This window comes from Pseudomonas sp. W22_MBD1_FP4, from assembly GCF_052113765.1.
Classification (GTDB): Bacteria; Pseudomonadota; Gammaproteobacteria; order Pseudomonadales; family Pseudomonadaceae; genus Aquipseudomonas; species Aquipseudomonas sivasensis.
This window is the reverse complement of record NZ_JBGQOI010000003.1, coordinates 132,398-146,951: the sequence shown is the minus strand read 5'-3', so window position 1 is coordinate 146,951 and position 14,554 is coordinate 132,398. Positions and strand designations below refer to the sequence as shown.

General features: G+C 61.1%; 12 protein-coding genes. 1 reads left to right on the top strand and 11 read right to left on the bottom strand.

The features are described from left to right. Window positions 1–29: 29 nt before the first annotated feature. The 7 genes from ACEN2T_RS05800 to ACEN2T_RS05770 all read right to left on the bottom strand — a co-directional run bounded on the left by ACEN2T_RS05800 (window position 30) and on the right by ACEN2T_RS05770 (window position 7,455). On the bottom strand, window positions 30–794 hold the full coding sequence (locus tag ACEN2T_RS05800) for a glycosyltransferase family 2 protein (protein WP_099602047.1): 765 nt from the start codon (window positions 792–794) through the stop codon (window positions 30–32). A 50-nt stretch (window positions 795–844) separates the two neighbouring features. Beyond that, window positions 845–1,801 (bottom strand): glycosyltransferase family protein, encoded by a 957-nt coding sequence (locus tag ACEN2T_RS05795; protein ID WP_122753857.1) that lies wholly within the window; start codon window positions 1,799–1,801, stop codon window positions 845–847. 23 nt (window positions 1,802–1,824) lie between these two features. Then, the gene (locus ACEN2T_RS05790; protein ID WP_442116440.1) at window positions 1,825–3,222 is read right to left on the bottom strand and encodes a PIG-L deacetylase family protein; all 1,398 of its coding nucleotides are present in this window, start codon (window positions 3,220–3,222) and stop codon (window positions 1,825–1,827) included. Further along, window positions 3,219–4,115, bottom strand: coding sequence for an antimicrobial resistance protein Mig-14 (locus ACEN2T_RS05785; protein ID WP_032890397.1), 897 nt, complete (start codon window positions 4,113–4,115; stop codon window positions 3,219–3,221). Before ACEN2T_RS05785 ends, ACEN2T_RS05790 begins: the two co-directional genes overlap by 4 nt. Continuing rightward, on the bottom strand, window positions 4,115–5,245 hold the full coding sequence (locus ACEN2T_RS05780) for a glycosyltransferase (protein WP_442116439.1): 1,131 nt from the start codon (window positions 5,243–5,245) through the stop codon (window positions 4,115–4,117). Before ACEN2T_RS05780 ends, ACEN2T_RS05785 begins: the two co-directional genes overlap by 1 nt. After that, window positions 5,229–6,986, bottom strand: coding sequence for a carbamoyltransferase family protein (locus ACEN2T_RS05775; protein WP_095186089.1), 1,758 nt, complete (start codon window positions 6,984–6,986; stop codon window positions 5,229–5,231). The genes ACEN2T_RS05780 and ACEN2T_RS05775 overlap by 17 nt, the downstream gene beginning before the upstream one ends. Window positions 6,987–7,119: 133 nt before the next feature. Next, window positions 7,120–7,455, bottom strand: a complete 336-nt coding sequence (locus tag ACEN2T_RS05770; protein ID WP_442116438.1) for a YceK/YidQ family lipoprotein — start codon at window positions 7,453–7,455, stop codon at window positions 7,120–7,122. A gap of 205 nt (window positions 7,456–7,660) precedes the next feature. On the opposite strand from ACEN2T_RS05770, the gene ACEN2T_RS05765 reads away from it, so the two are divergent. Then, on the top strand, window positions 7,661–9,748 hold the full coding sequence (locus tag ACEN2T_RS05765; RefSeq protein ID WP_095186091.1) for a TonB-dependent receptor family protein: 2,088 nt from the start codon (window positions 7,661–7,663) through the stop codon (window positions 9,746–9,748). Here ACEN2T_RS05765 and ACEN2T_RS05760 read toward each other — a convergent pair whose 3' ends face one another. Genes ACEN2T_RS05760 through ACEN2T_RS05745 form a run of 4 tightly spaced genes read right to left on the bottom strand, consistent with a single transcriptional unit; the run spans window position 9,749 to window position 14,124 of the window. Then, window positions 9,749–10,675, bottom strand: coding sequence for an ABC transporter permease (locus tag ACEN2T_RS05760; RefSeq protein ID WP_095186092.1), 927 nt, complete (start codon window positions 10,673–10,675; stop codon window positions 9,749–9,751). It abuts the gene before it with no gap. Further along, complete coding sequence (locus ACEN2T_RS05755) at window positions 10,672–11,622, bottom strand: ABC transporter permease (RefSeq protein ID WP_442116437.1); 951 nt, start codon at window positions 11,620–11,622, stop codon at window positions 10,672–10,674. The genes ACEN2T_RS05760 and ACEN2T_RS05755 overlap by 4 nt, the downstream gene beginning before the upstream one ends. Continuing rightward, window positions 11,615–13,138: a sugar ABC transporter ATP-binding protein gene (locus ACEN2T_RS05750; protein ID WP_339483407.1), complete on the bottom strand. Its 1,524-nt coding sequence runs from the start codon at window positions 13,136–13,138 to the stop codon at window positions 11,615–11,617. Before ACEN2T_RS05750 ends, ACEN2T_RS05755 begins: the two co-directional genes overlap by 8 nt. After that, on the bottom strand, window positions 13,138–14,124 hold the full coding sequence (locus tag ACEN2T_RS05745) for a sugar ABC transporter substrate-binding protein (protein ID WP_032890384.1): 987 nt from the start codon (window positions 14,122–14,124) through the stop codon (window positions 13,138–13,140). The genes ACEN2T_RS05750 and ACEN2T_RS05745 overlap by 1 nt, the downstream gene beginning before the upstream one ends. Between the last annotated feature and the right edge of the window lie 430 nt (window positions 14,125–14,554).

Below are 14,554 nucleotides of genomic sequence, written 5' to 3'. Positions count from 1 at the left end.
TTATGAGGCGTTGTTGTCGCGTGTTGGAATTACCAGGGAATCGCCCACCCGATAACCAGCCCCAGGCTCAGCATGACTGCCAGCTTCACCCGCTCTCTGCGCTTACGCCGTGCTTTGGTCGCGCGCTCTTCTGATGTCGACACATGCAAGCCAAAGCCAGTGTGCAACACCGCATCGCCTTCCAGGGTAACGGCAGGCAGATTCAACTGGGCGTACCGCTTGGAAAGCCCCTTCTCACCCTCGAACCCGGCGTAAGGTGCGCACAACCAGTATTCCTTGATACGCCGCAGGCCGGGGTTGAGAGAAAACCCCTGCCATTCAGGTTTCTCAGACAACAACGGATAACACGGTACGCCACCAATCACCTCGCGTGGCCCACGGTGGATATAGGGGCTGTGCACCTGCAAATCGTAGACAAAGTTACGCAACCAGACTTGCAGGATATCGGGACGCTGCTCCAGCACCACCTTGGAATCTTCGACAAACCCAGGCCGGTAAAACGCCCAGTCATCTTCGCAATGGAAGATGTAGGGGGTTTTGACCGATCCATAGGCCAGGTCGATGGAAGCCAGTTGCCCAAGCTTCGGACGGTTGATCAAAAAAGTGCAATGACTGTGCCAGTGCTCGGGAATCGCGAGACGTACCGCTTCATCGCCAGAGTCTTCAGTAATGAAGACTTCGCGTATGTCTGCGGTATTGAACAGGTCGAAGCTCTCAAGCGTACGCTTCAACAAATCGAAGCGGCCGCAACTGGTCACGACGAGGGTTATGTCGCTCTGATCGGAGAATTGCATTCAAGTCTCGATAGGTTGTTTAGCCATCATTGGCTGCCATGCGTCCGATGTCACACGCCCAGTTTCAGGCGCAGCGTTTCCAGCAAACTCAGTGGAGCACGCGGCCGCAACGGCGGCTTCAGGGCTTCGACAATACGCTGCCCGATGCGCGCAAAGCTGAACTGGCTGACGGCGAGGTCTTGCCCGTTGCGCGCAATCTCAGCAGCGAGTTGCGGGTTGGCGCGCAGTTGCGAGAGCTTTTGCTGCAACTGTGGAATGTCCTTGTAGAACACCACATTGACCATGTCCTTGAAGCCAAGGGCCTCGTTCTCCGCAGCCCCTTGGTCAAACGCCAGCAGCACACACCCGCAGGCCATGGCTTCGAAGTTCTTGATCATGTACTCGCCCATGCCCACGTCGGCGCTGACGAAAAAGCGAATCCGGTTGAGGGTCGCGCAGTACTCTTCACCCGACTTGGTGCGCGTGACCACCAAAGGCTCAACCCGTGCCAACTCATCGAGCAGTGCTTTGCGTCCGCTATAGGCCACGCTGTTGGTGCTGCCGACAAATGCCAGCTCGATGTCGCGCTCAAGCCCCTGGGGCTGCAACAGCGCCTGGTCGTAACCCTTGGGCACAAACACCGCATCAAAGCCTTCGGCACGCAGGCGCTCGGTCACCATGTGGCCCGAGCTGATCACCCGTGCCCACGGCAAACGACGGTAGTGGGCACTGAATTTACCGGTGTACTTGCAGGGAATGTAGTTCTGGTAGGCATCGTGTTCGAGGATCACCAGATTCGGGATCGTACGGATGAACCCGGCCTGGCGGATTTCCTGCTTGAAGCGCAGGAAGAACACGATGCGGTCATAGCGCGTCACGTCGACTTCGCGTTTGAAGTACCCGCGCAGGTTGCGCTGCTCAGCACTGCTCAGCCAGCGGGTATCACACTCGCAGTGCTCGGCAATGCCTTCGTACAAGCGATCCAGAATCGCACGCTGCTCTTTCTGCACCAGAAATAAAACTTTCATGACTTTCCCTTTCACAAATGCCTTCACAAACGCCAGAACAACTCATGCCGTCGTACGGCCTTGCGGAAAAATTCGTTCTCACCATAAGGCGACCGCGCCCGGCCCGCCAACACCCGCTGCAGCCAGCGGCGCACACGACGCTTGAACGGCGGAGCGGGCTGCAGGTCATGCATCATGCCCAGCGCCATGGCTTTGTCACGCTGCTGCGCCAACGACAGTGGCAGGCTGCACGGGCGTAGCTCAAGCGTATCGTCGAACAGCGGCGGCAAGGCAATACCGGCGCCCGCGTCACCCATGGGCCAGCGGTCGTTGTCATGCAGATGGTTGGCGTAACCCAGTACGACGGTCGGCTGCCATTCCAACCCTTGCAACGCCTCGACCACCGCTTGCTGCGCGCAGATATGGTCTGGGTGAGGGTCGAGCACTGGATGCGGCAATACGATCACTTCGGGACGTGCCGTCAGCAGCAACTGGCGCAGATCGGCCAGCAGGTTGTTCCAAGTCGGCAGGCCGTCAACATCCGCCGGCAACGGGAACGGATTGAACTGGCGAAACAGGCGGATATCCGACAGCTCAGCTTCGCGCGAGGCCACTGGCTGATCAGGCGTTGCGCGCATCGCCGGCAGTTGCAGGCAGAAGTAGCCCAACTGCACGCAATGCGCCTGCGGCACACCGGCCCAAAGCGGCACGGCAATGCTGTCCCAGGCGCGCAGGCGGCCCTTGGTACGCGAGGCTTCGACCGGGTCCAGACCCATTTGCTGATAATGCTCGGCTTCGATTTCACCGGCGGTGAGGGTCACGATCCACGGTTTTTCAGCCTGGCTGTATAAGCCAAAAGCGGCCAGCTCGGCGTCGTCGGCATGGGGCGCGATGACCATCACCCGCTGTTTTGAATACTCCGGATTGCCCCAGGCCCACAACCGGGGCGCGCCGTGCAACGTGCAAAAGCGCCCGCGCAAACGCAGCTCGCCCGCCGCCAGGGCAGGCGCCAGATCACTGAGATTGAGATAACGAATGCCGTTCACACCGCGCTCGAAAGCCTGGCGATCAGTGCTGTCACCGCCTGTAATCTCAACGGCCGGATCCAGAAAGCGACCTAACCAACCGCTCTTGATCTTGATGGCCAATACCAAGGTCGCATCGGCTTGCAGGGGTGAATCAACCCGCAGCTGCCCGCCTTCGAAGCGAACCCCAGCCACTTCGGCTTCCGCCGAAAAACGGTATTGATAGTCTTCGCTGGGGGCATAAAACAGATGGTCGGCAAACCACGCCTCATGGGCGATCCAGGCCAGCACTCCGAGTACCAGCGGCAGCCACCAGGCAACCCAGACACCGATCACCACCAGCAGCAACAGGCCGATCAATACGGCGACACGTTTGTTGCGCCGATGGCGCTTGAGCAATTGTTGTTTGCGGCTCATACGGTCAGCACCGGCACGGGGTTGCACCAACGGTCCTTGTACTCACGGTCGGCACGCCCGAAGGAAAAGCGCAGCGGCTTGCCGACTTCACGCGCCTGTTCCCAAGCGCTTTGGGTGTTGAGGAAACTCAGGACGCTGCCCGGGCTGAACGCGCGGGTTTCAGGGTCGACACCGCCGTTGACGTACTCCACGCTGATCCACTCGGGCGATTCGACCCGGTACACCAACTGGACAGCGATGGGCGCATCGTTGAGAAAAATAACCGAGCCGATCAGCCACTCGCGCAACAGCTCGATCACTTCAGCCATACGCTCGGCCCCCGTGGCGACAAATCCCCAGCGGCGTAGGAACAGATCGCAGTAGATCGCAGCCAATTCCTGACTGGAAAACTCACTGACCGGGCGCACGACACCGCCTGCCTCTTCGAGCAAACGCAGTTCGCGGCGCTGGTTGTAGCGGAATTTCTTCGACAGTTCTTCCGGGGTGCGGGCCATGGCCAGTTGCTCGGCCTGGGGCTTGAGGCCGCTGAAACGGCCTTCGTTCAGGACCGACAGGTAGCGTGCGCGGTGGCGCAACGGCGCCTGGGTGTTCGCGGCGGCCGGCAGGATCAACTCGGCGTTACCCAAGTCAAACAGGCCTTTCTTGCCCTTTTGTTTGAGTACGTCCTTGGACAACGCAAGGTCGCGGCCCCAGGTGGCGATGCACGCCTGCAGTTCACCGCCCTGCTCCCAGGCCAGGTAACGCACCGGGATATCGGCCAACCCGGCCAGACGTTCGATCACTTGAGGATGGGTCGCGACACTGCCGCCAAAACGTTGCCAGGCGTCGTTGTACGCACGCGCGTCGACGACGGACCAGCCGCGCTCGCGCCAGCCTTGAAATCGATTGAGCATCAAGCCCCCGCGGTCAGTTCAATAACGTGCGGCAGTTGCCAGAAGGTATCGCGTACCGCCTGATCCGAGAAACGCTTACGCAGGCGTTCCAGCATCATCTCGGCACACTGCCGTTGCTGGTGCTGATCCATCCCGGCCAGGTGCCGCAGCCCCTGCGCGAGATGTTCGGCGTCGCCGAAGGGAAACAGAATACCGACGCCTTCGACCACTTCCTTCGCGCCGCCACAGGCCGTGGCCAGCAACGGTACGCCGGCTGCCATGGCCTCCAGCAGCACCATGCCGAACGGTTCGTGATCGGAGCTCAGGGCAAACACATCGAATGCGCGGAAATACCGACGCGCATCCGGCACCTGGCCGAGGAACAGCACCTTGTCGGCAATCCCCAGCTCACGAGCCTGATCCTTGAGCGCTTGTTCAAGGCGTCCGGTACCGAGGATCGCCAAGCGACTCTCGGCCGGTAAGTGCAGCAATGCCAGGGCAAAACCCTTGAGCAGCGTGGCCTGGTCTTTATCCGGGTGCAGGCGGCCGACATTGCCGACCACCCACTCATCCGGCGACAGGCCCAAGGCATCGCGCGCCTCATCCACAGGCACCTGGATGGCCTGCAAAGCGTCGACATCAATGCGGTTATACAACGTCTGGATGCGCGCAGCGGGCCAGGCCGGCAGGCAGCGGCGCATGTCATCACGCACAGCGTCGGAAACCCCCAGCAAGCTCAGGCGCTTGCGAAAGATCCCGGCAAACAGCTTACGGCTGCCGCGCAGGTAATCACCGAACGCGTGATGCACGCCGATGACCGGCAACCGCGTGCCAAGCAAGGCGATATAGATCGGCTTGAACCGGTGGGCGATACAAAAGCTGAAATTGCGCGACGCGGCGATCTTGCGCAGTTCACGGATGGCACCCAGCTTCAAGCCACGAATGGCTTTGGAGCTGAATTCCATGAACAACACTTCATCGGACGCACACCCGGCCGCTACAGCAGGGTCAGCGACCCCGGTGAGAAAGACCGTGGTCACTTTGTAGCCAGAGCCTGCGAACAGACTCGCGTACTGCCGTGCGCAGTCCAGGAACGGCCCGTCATAGCCATGGCAGAACTGCAGGACGTGGCGGTCAGCCGAGCGCGTCATAAGGGTCCACGCCGTCTTTGACGACCAGGATGTCTTCCATGATCAGGTACTGCAGGTCGGAGCCGAAGAACATGTCCAGCGCGTCTTTCGGCGAGCAGATCATTGCTTCGCCACGACGGTTGAGCGAGGTGTTCAGGGACACGCCGTTGCCGGTCAGCACTTCGAGCTCTTTCATCATGTCGTAGTAGCGCGGGTTGTATTCGCGCTTGAGGACCTGGGCGCGGGAAGTACCATCTTCATGGACCACTTCCGGTACGCGGGTCTTCCATTCTTCCGACACTTCAAAGGTGAAGGTCATGAACGGCGCCGGGTGATCGACCTTGATCATCTGTGGGGCCACGGTGTCGAGCATCGACGGGCAGAAAGGCCTCCAGCGCTCGCGGAACTTGATCTGGTGGTTGATGCGGTCAGCCACGCCGGTCGCGCTTGGGCAACCGATGATCGAACGACCACCCAACGCACGCGGGCCAAACTCCATGCGGCCCTGGAACCAGGCCACGGGGTTGCCATCGACCATGATCTTGGCAATGCGCTTGGGCATGTTTTCGATTTTGCGCCACACCGGTTTGCTCTCGTGCTTGGCGCACGCAGCAATCACCTCTTCGTTGCTGTAGGACGGGCCGAGGTAGACGTGCTCCATCTTCTCCACCGGCACACCACGGGCGTGAGACACATAGGCCGCCGCGCCAACCGCAGTGCCGGCATCGCCGGACGCAGGCTGCACGAACAGCTCTTTCACGTCGTCGCGGGCAATGATCTTCTGGTTCAGCTTGACGTTCAGTGCACAGCCGCCGGCGAAGGCCAGCTTGCCGGTGTCCTTGAGGATGTCGCCCAGATAGTGGTCGATCATCTGCAAGGCCAGTTTCTCGAACAGCGCTTGCATGCTCGCGGCGTAGTGGATGTAAGGCTCGTCGGCGATGTCGCCTTCGCGCTTCGGACCCAGCCACTCGATCAGTTTTGGCGAGAAGTAGAAGCCCTTGCCCTTCTCTTTATACCGGCGCAGGCCGATGACGTTGGCGTAGTCGGTGTTGATCACCAGCTCGCCGTTCTCAAAGGAGGCCAGGCGCGAGAAGTCGTACTTGCTGGCGTCGCCGTACGGCGCCATGCCCATGACCTTGAACTCGCCGTCGAGCATCTCGAAACCGAGAAACTCGGTGATCGCGCCGTACAGGCCGCCGAGGGAGTCTGGATCGTAGAACTCCTTGATCTTGTGGATCTTGCCGTTTTCGCCGTAGCCGAAGAACGTGGTGGCGTACTCACCCTTGCCGTCGATGCCGAGGATCGCGGTCTTCTCCTGGAAGCCGGAGCAATGGTAGGCGCTGGAAGCGTGGGCCAGGTGGTGTTCAACCGGTTCGATCTTGATTTTCTTCGGATCGAAGCCCAGTTGCTCCAGGCACCAGACGATCTTGTTGCGATAGCGTTTGTAGCGACGGTTGCCCATCAGGATCGCGTCGAGGGCGCGGTCCGGGGCGTACCAGTAACGCTTGGCGTAGTGCCAACGTGCCTCGCCGAACAGGCTGATCGGGGCGAACGGGATCGCTACCACGTCAACGTCGGAAGGCTTGATACCGGCCTGTTCCAAGCAGAACTTCGCCGATTCGTAGGGCATGCGGTTCTTTGCATGTTTGTCGCGTACGAAGCGCTCTTCTTCGGCGGCCGCGATCAGCTTGCCGTCGATATACAAGGCTGCGGAAGGATCATGGCTAAGGGCGCCGGACAGGCCAAGAATCGTCAATGCCACTGGGGTCTAGCCTCTTTTAGTCTGCATGCAGGCGGGTTGCGCCTGAAAAAAGTGTGCTTCCCACCTGGGCAGGAAACAGCTAAAGGGCGGGATTATAGCTTAAAAATGATGGGAAACTGCTAGCCGCAAGGGGTTAGCGAAGCTCAACACTCCCGTCAGCACGTTGCCGGTAGATCGTGTAGGGCAGGATGAGCGTATCGAGAACACCGGATACCGGCACATCGAGAACAGCCCAGGGAATTCCGTTCAGCGAAAGCCCATCGGCAGAATTCGCCGGCCCATGCAGCACGCACAAGTCATACGCCACGCCGCTGTAGACACGCGGAACAGACTGACAATAGGTTTTTTTCCCCTTGAGTTCCCGCACGGTGACGTCATCACCACGAAACACCGTGGTGACCGTTCCGCAGCCGCCCATGATTAACGTCATGCCCATCAACACCAACAACCGCACGATAGGGGTCCGCATATCTAATTCTTCTTTTAAATTCAGGGAGCGAAAAGCTAGCACTGCGAAACCCGCGGCTCAGGCATCCGGAACCGACGCCTAGCGTAGGACGCTTCCGGTTCTGACCAGTTGCAACGAATTCGGCAAAACAAGGGTTGAATCGTTAAACTCGCACTTTTTACGCCTACGCCAATCACTCGCGTTGCGCCATAGACCCGGCCTCATCATGACCCCAATTATCCCCACTCGCCTTGCCGTTCTGCTGCTAGGCCTGTGCACCACCGCCCTGGCCGACGATGCGCCCCTGGTCCTCGATCCCAGCGTGGTCACCGGCTCGCGCAGCGCCAGCCCGACGTTCGACCTGCCGTACTCGGTGGACAGTGTCAGCCGCGAACAGATCAGCGACGGCCAATTGGGTATCAACGCCTCCGAAGCCCTCTCCCGCGTGCCCGGCCTGGTGGTGCAGAACCGCCAAAACTACGCCCAGGACCTGCAGATTTCCTCACGCGGCTTTGGCGCCCGGTCGGCCTTTGGCGTACGCGGCATCAAGTTGATCGCCGACGGCATCCCCGCCAGCACCCCGGATGGCCAGGGCCAGGCGGCCACATTCAACCTCGACACCGCCGAACGCATCGAAGTGCTGCGCGGACCGGCCGCCACCTTGTACGGCAGCAACGCCGGCGGCGTGATCCAGATGTTCTCCCGCGACGGCGAAGGCCCGCCACGTATCGGCGCCGAAACCCTGATCGGCAGCGACGGCCTGAACAAAAACCACCTGAGCGCCGAAGGCGCGACCAACGGCGCAGGTTTTGTGCTCGACGCCTCGCGCATGGACACCAACGGCTACCGCGACCACAGCAGCGCACGCCGGGACCAGACCTTTGCCAAGCTCAATGTCCAGCCCGATGACGACAGCAAACTGGCGCTGATCTACAGCAGCCTGGAACAGAACGGCACTCAGGACCCGCTGGGGCAAACGTGGGAAGCGTACAAAGCGGACCCGCGCTCTGTGAGCAGTAATGCGCTGACGTACAACACGCGCAAAAGCATCGATCACCAGCAATTGGGGATGAATTACGAGCGCTACATCGGCGATGCGACGTTGCAGGTAAATGCCTATACGGGGCGTAGGAGTGTGATTCAGTACTTGTCGATTCCAGGCACTATCCCCGCGGGCAAACGCGGCGGCGTAGTAGCGTTCGACCGCAAGTTCTACGGCGGCTCTGTCCACTGGCTGCAACCTATCAACAGCGCGCCCGGCGACCTGACCCTGATCGCCGGCCTGGACTACGATCGCAGCCAGGATGATCGCCAAGGTTATTCCAACACCGTCAACGGGGTGCAAGGCGTCAAAGGCGCCTTGGGCCGCGATGAAACCGACACCGCCACCAGCCTCGACCCGTTCGTGCAAGCCAACTGGTTGCTGGGCGACTGGACCCTGCAAGCCGGCCTGCGTCACAACACTATGAAAATGGACGTGGACGACCGCTTCGTCAGTGGTACCGACGGCGACGACAGCGGCAGCAAGACCTACCAGAAGAACACCCCATCGGTCAGCGTGATGTACGCTTTCACGCCCGACCTGCACGGCTATGTGAGCGCGGGCAAAGGATTTGAAACGCCGACACAAGCCGAGTCGGCCTACTCCAGCAGCTCAAACGGTTTCAACTTCGCGCTCAAACCGTCGGTCAGCACGCAGTACGAAGTCGGTTTGAAAGCACGACTTGGCCAAGACACACGCATCAACGCTGCCGTCTTCCAGATCACGAGCGAAGATGAACTGGTGATACAGCAATCCGTTGGAGGGCGTTCCACCTATCAAAACGCCGGCCGCACCCTACGCCGCGGCTTCGAACTGGGCCTCGAAAGCCAACTCGCCGAACACTGGACCACCAGCCTCGCCTATACCCGCCTGCAAGCCACCTACGACAGCGACTTCGTCAGCGGCACCAGTACCGCCGTCGATAAGGGCAACTACCTCCCTGGCGTCCCGCAAACCACGCTGTTCGCCGAACTCAACTGGAAACCCCGCGACTGGGTGAGCACCGCCATCGAGGGCATGTACCGCAGCAAGGTCTACGTCGAAGACACCAACAGCCAGCACGCCGCGCCGGGCTACAGCGTGTTCAACTGGCGCGCGCGCTTCGAACAGAAAGTCGAGCACTGGACCTTCCACCAGACCCTGCGCCTGGACAACCTGCTGGACCGCCAGTACGTCGGTTCAGTCATCGTCGGCGACAGCAACGGTCGCTACTACGAAGCGGCACCGGGCCGCTCGTGGTACGCCGGCGCAGGTGCTGAGTACCAGTTCTGATCAGCGGGACTCCAGCAACCGGCGACTGGCAAAGCTGAACGCCAGCACCACAAAAATCAGCACGCCGGTCGCCACTTGCTGCCAGTAGAAATTCCAGCCGATCAGCAGCAAGCCGTTGGCGATCACGTTGATAAACAACACCCCCAGCAGGGTTCCGGGAACATTCGCCCGCCCCTGCCGGCTCAAGGTGGTGCCGATAAAGACCGCGCCGATGGCATTGAGCAAAAACGCATTGCCCGACAGCGGCACATAGGCGCTGACCGTCGAACTGAGCAACACCCCCGCCACACCACAGGCCAAGGCAGTCGCCAAGGCCACGACGGTGACGATTCGCTGCACCGATAAGCCTGAGTAATACGCCAGCAGCGGCTGGGTGCCCTGGGCCAGGAGTTCGCGGCCCAGGCGTCCGCGCGCCAATACCAGGCCATAGAACAACGCCAGTCCCAGCACGATCAGCAAAGGTGTAAGGCCGGTCAGTTCAGGCTTCACACCCTGGCTGATGTAGATAGGCTGGCCGCCGTCCGAGAGCAATTGCTGGGCACTGGTGCCGATAAACAGCGTGCCCAGGGTGGCAAGGAATGGACTGATCCGCAGGCCGGCGATCAACCCCGCATTCACCACACCGACCAACAGGGCCGCGACCAACGCCCCGGTCGCGGCAACTGCCCAGCCATGCCCACCATTGAGCAACACCACAAAACTGAAACTGGCGAAATCCAGTGCCGTGCCCACTGACAGGTCAATGCCACCGGCCGCCACGGCGTATGTCATGCCGATGGCGACAATCGCCAGCAGCACGAAGTTATTCAGCACCAGGCTTTTGAGGTTGCCGCCGCTCAGGAAGCCCGGCGCCTGCAAGGCAAACACCAACACGATCACCGCGAATACCAGCGGCAACGTCAACGGCAGTAAAACGCGTGGGTTCATGAGCCGGCTCCCCGATTCAATGCGCTGGACGCGGCCACCACCAGCAGGATCAGCACGCCCTGCACACCGTTGACCCAGAAATTCGACAGGTTGAGCAGTTGAAATCCATTGATCAGAAAACCGATCAGCAACGCCGCCAACAACGTCCCAGGAATACTTGCCACCAGCCGCCGCGAAAACACCACGCCCAGAAAGGCAATCGCCACCACCGACAGCAACATGTCACCGGAGCCCGTGGTGCTGCCGCTGAAAAACGCTGCCGAACATAACGCCGCCACACCAGCGCACAGGCCAGACAGCGCGTAACTCGACACCCCATAAGCCCGTACGCGAATGCCCGCTGCTTGCGCCGCCTGGGGATATTCACCCACCGCATGCAGGCGCAGGCCGTAGGCCGAATGCTGGACCAACAGGGTCAGCAACCCGGCCGTCAGCAGCAACACCCAGGCCAGTGCCGGCACCGCCAGCCAAGTGCCGCCGCTGAGCACGTCCAGCAACGGCGAGTCGGTGGAAACCACGGTATTTTCCGTCAGCACCAATTCCAGTCCCGCCAGCACATTCATGCTCGCCAGTGTGGCCAACAGCGGCGGCAAGCGCAGCAACACCACGGCCAAGCCGTTGACCAGACCGACTGCCAGGCCGCAGCCCAAGGTCAGCAGCAGGGTGAGCCAAAGCTCCAGCCCGGCATTGTTAAGGCGGCTGAACACGGCCGCGCACAACCCCAGATTGGCCGCCAGCGACAGGTCGAGCCCACCGGCCAGCACATTCGAGCCGCCGCCGATAATCACGCAGGTCAACCCGAAGGCCAGCACGCCGAGAATCGCTGATTGGCTGAACACATTGGCCACGTTGCCCAGCGACAGAAACCCCGGCGCCGCCAGGGCAAACCCCAGCAAAATCGCCAGGAATACACCCGCCGACCCCCGTCTCAGTAATACCTCAAGCATGCTCGACCTCCCGCACCGGCACAGCAGCAGCGGGCACGGCGCCTGTAGCACAGGCGAGCAACTGATCGCTGTCAGCCTCCCCCGCACGAAATTCACCCGCAATCTCGCCGCGATGCAGCACCAGGATTCGATCACTGATCCCCAGCAATTCCTGCAAATCCGATGACAGCACCAACACCGCTGCGCCCTCTTCTACCAGGCGCCCAATCAGGCGATAGATTTCCACCTTGGCGCCCACGTCCACGCCCACACAGGGCTCATCCAGCAGGTACACCGCCGAGCGGCGGCTGAGCCATTTACCCAGGGCGACTTTCTGCTGATTACCCCCACTCAGTTGGCTAACGGCGGCGTGAGGCCCAGGCGTCTTGATCGCCAGCTCTTCAATCAACCGCGCGGTTTCCGTCTGCTCGCTGCGCCGGCTCAGCAAGCCCCAGCGGCTGAACCGCGAGAGCCCCGCCAGTGTCAGGTTTTCCAGCACCGACAACACCGGCGAGATGCCCTGACTACGCCGTTCCTCGGGCACCAGCGCGATGCCGTCGGCAATCGCCTGGCCCGGTGAACGCAGGCGCAGCAAGCGCCCGTCCAGATGCACACTGCCGCTGTCGGCCCGCTCGACACCAAACAGCGTCTTGAACAATTCCTTCGCGCCGGAACCGACCAATCCGGTGAGGCCGACGATTTCTCCGCGCCGCACCTCCAGGTCAATTTGCCGATAACGCCGTGCCAGACTCAGCCCGCGCACCTGCAACAGCGGCGCCCCCAACTCGACCTTGGCCTTGGGGTACATCTCCTGCACGTCGCGGTTGACCATCAGCCGTGCAATCTCTGCGCTCGACGTGTGCCGTGGCTGCACCACCGCCACATCCCGACCGTTGCGCAGCACCGTGACGTCATCGCACAGGCTGTCGATTTCCTGCAGGTAGTGGGAGATGTAGAGGATCGACAGCCCCTGGTCGCGCAGGCGCTTGACGATGCGCAGCAACTGGTCGACCTCGCGCTTGACCAGCGCCACGCTGGGCTCGTCGAACACCAGGATCTTCGGCTGGCGAATCAGCGCCCGGGTGATTTGCAGTACCTGGCGTTCGGCGCTGTTCAACTCGCCGACCAAGGCACCAGGCGGCAGTTGCAGGTCAAAGTATTCCGTCAGCAGGCGCTGCGCTTCACGCTGTTGCCGCCGCCGGTCCACAAACGGCCCCCGGCGCAACTCATGCCCAAAAAACAGCGCTTCGCCCACGGTAAAACTGGCGGGCAGCAGGCGTTCCTGATGGATGAACTGCACGCCCAATGCGTCCACTTGACGCGGCGACAGCGCTGCATAGGCCTGGCCGTCGATACTCACCTGCCCGGCGTCGGCCGTGTGGATACCGGCGAGTATCTTGATCAACGTCGACTTGCCCGCGCCGTTCTCGCCCACCAGCCCATGGATACTGCCGCGCTCGACCTTAAGGCTCGCATCATCCAGCGCCTGGGTGGCGCCAAAGCGCTTGCGCAGGTGTTGCAGGTGCAATGCCGCCATCAGTCACCCCGCAACTGTTGAACCTGTGCCAGGTTGCCGGCGGTGGTCAGCAAGGTGGCGACATGGGTTTCCTTAGGCAGGTCACGTTGCCCGGCCAGGTAGCGCGCCACGTTTTGCACCGCCGTCTTGCCGATCAGCGCCGGTTGCTGCGCGACCACCGCGCCCACCGGCGAGTTCGCCTGACCGAGCAGCGCCAGCACTTCGGGGGTGCCATCGACGCCGTAGGTCTTGATCTCGGTGCGCTTGGCATCGATCAACGCTTTGCTCGCGCCCAACTGCGGAATGTCCCAGGCCGACCAGATCGCCGACACGCTGCCCGCCGGGTACTTGTTGAGCAACGCCGACACTTGGGAGTAGGCGTCCTGCACGGTATTGGGGATCACATCGCGCAGCTCGGGCTGGATGATTTCCAGCTGCGGATAATCCTTGAGCGCCAGCTTCAACTGGTCATAACGAATCGCACACACCGGCACACCGTAGAAGCCGTTGAACACCAGAATCTTGCCCTTGCCGCCAGCGTCCTTGATCAGTTGATCGGCCAGGGCTTTGCCGGTGGCGACGTTGTCCGAAGTGGTGTTATTGAGGCTGTACTGCGACGGCGCATCGATGGTGAACAGCGGAATCCCGGCCTTGCTGATGCGCTTGAGCCACGGGTCGATCACGCTGAGGGTGCCGAGGGTCTGGATCACCGCGTCGGGCTTCTGGGTGACCACGGTTTGCAGTTGGGTCACCAGGTTCTTGTCATTGCGCCCGGCGTCGAGGGTGATCGGCGTACCCCCCAGGCGCTTGATCTCATCCACCTGGGCCTGGAACGCCTTGATATCGAAATAATGACTGGTGCCGGTCATGCTCACCGCAATGCGCTTACCGGCCAGGGACGGCACGGCATCATCGCCTTCGGCAGCGTGGACGACGGCAGCGTGGCCCAGCAGCACAGCAACGCCGAGGCAAATCAAACGGGTAAGCGAGGAAAGGCTGGAAGGCATACAAGGCTCCGCGGGCGGCTGGTGAAAGGGTTCACCAGGAGACTTTGCAGAGGCCATGCCAGGTTTTTTATCTATAAAAATCAGTCAGATAGAAAATACTGAGTGCGTAAGCGCTGTCGTTCTTCACTCACAAATGCCCAAGCACTGTTGCTGACACAACACTTAAGAAGAGCACCACAGGAAGACCGCTCACCACGTGTAAGCGCTGTCGTTCTTCACTCACAAATGCCCTAGCACTTTTGCTGACACAACACTTAAGGAGAGCACCATAACTGTGGTGAGCGGGCTTGCCCCGCGCTGGGCTGCGCAGCGGCCCCAAAACCAGCCGCTGCGATTTACCTGAAGCATTGCGGTGCTTCTACTAGTGGGGCTGCTGCGCAGCCCAGCGCGGGGCAAGCCCGCTCACCACAAGAAGCACACTCACCACAGG

Excerpts from the sequence above, each read along its gene's own strand:
- ACEN2T_RS05800 (WP_099602047.1), bottom strand. The coding sequence starts at position 794 with ATGCAATTCTCCGATCAGAGCGACATAACCCTCGTCGTGACCAGTTGC.
- ACEN2T_RS05795 (WP_122753857.1), bottom strand. The coding sequence starts at position 1,801 with ATGAAAGTTTTATTTCTGGTGCAGAAAGAGCAGCGTGCGATTCTGGAT.
- ACEN2T_RS05790 (WP_442116440.1), bottom strand. The coding sequence starts at position 3,222 with ATGAGCCGCAAACAACAATTGCTCAAGCGCCATCGGCGCAACAAACGT.
- ACEN2T_RS05785 (WP_032890397.1), bottom strand. The coding sequence starts at position 4,115 with ATGCTCAATCGATTTCAAGGCTGGCGCGAGCGCGGCTGGTCCGTCGTC.
- ACEN2T_RS05780 (WP_442116439.1), bottom strand. The coding sequence starts at position 5,245 with ATGACGCGCTCGGCTGACCGCCACGTCCTGCAGTTCTGCCATGGCTAT.
- ACEN2T_RS05770 (WP_442116438.1), bottom strand. The coding sequence starts at position 7,455 with ATGCGGACCCCTATCGTGCGGTTGTTGGTGTTGATGGGCATGACGTTA.
- ACEN2T_RS05765 (WP_095186091.1), top strand. The coding sequence starts at position 7,661 with ATGACCCCAATTATCCCCACTCGCCTTGCCGTTCTGCTGCTAGGCCTG.
- ACEN2T_RS05760 (WP_095186092.1), bottom strand. The coding sequence starts at position 10,675 with ATGAACCCACGCGTTTTACTGCCGTTGACGTTGCCGCTGGTATTCGCG.
- ACEN2T_RS05755 (WP_442116437.1), bottom strand. The coding sequence starts at position 11,622 with ATGCTTGAGGTATTACTGAGACGGGGGTCGGCGGGTGTATTCCTGGCG.
- ACEN2T_RS05750 (WP_339483407.1), bottom strand. The coding sequence starts at position 13,138 with ATGGCGGCATTGCACCTGCAACACCTGCGCAAGCGCTTTGGCGCCACC.
- ACEN2T_RS05745 (WP_032890384.1), bottom strand. The coding sequence starts at position 14,124 with ATGCCTTCCAGCCTTTCCTCGCTTACCCGTTTGATTTGCCTCGGCGTT.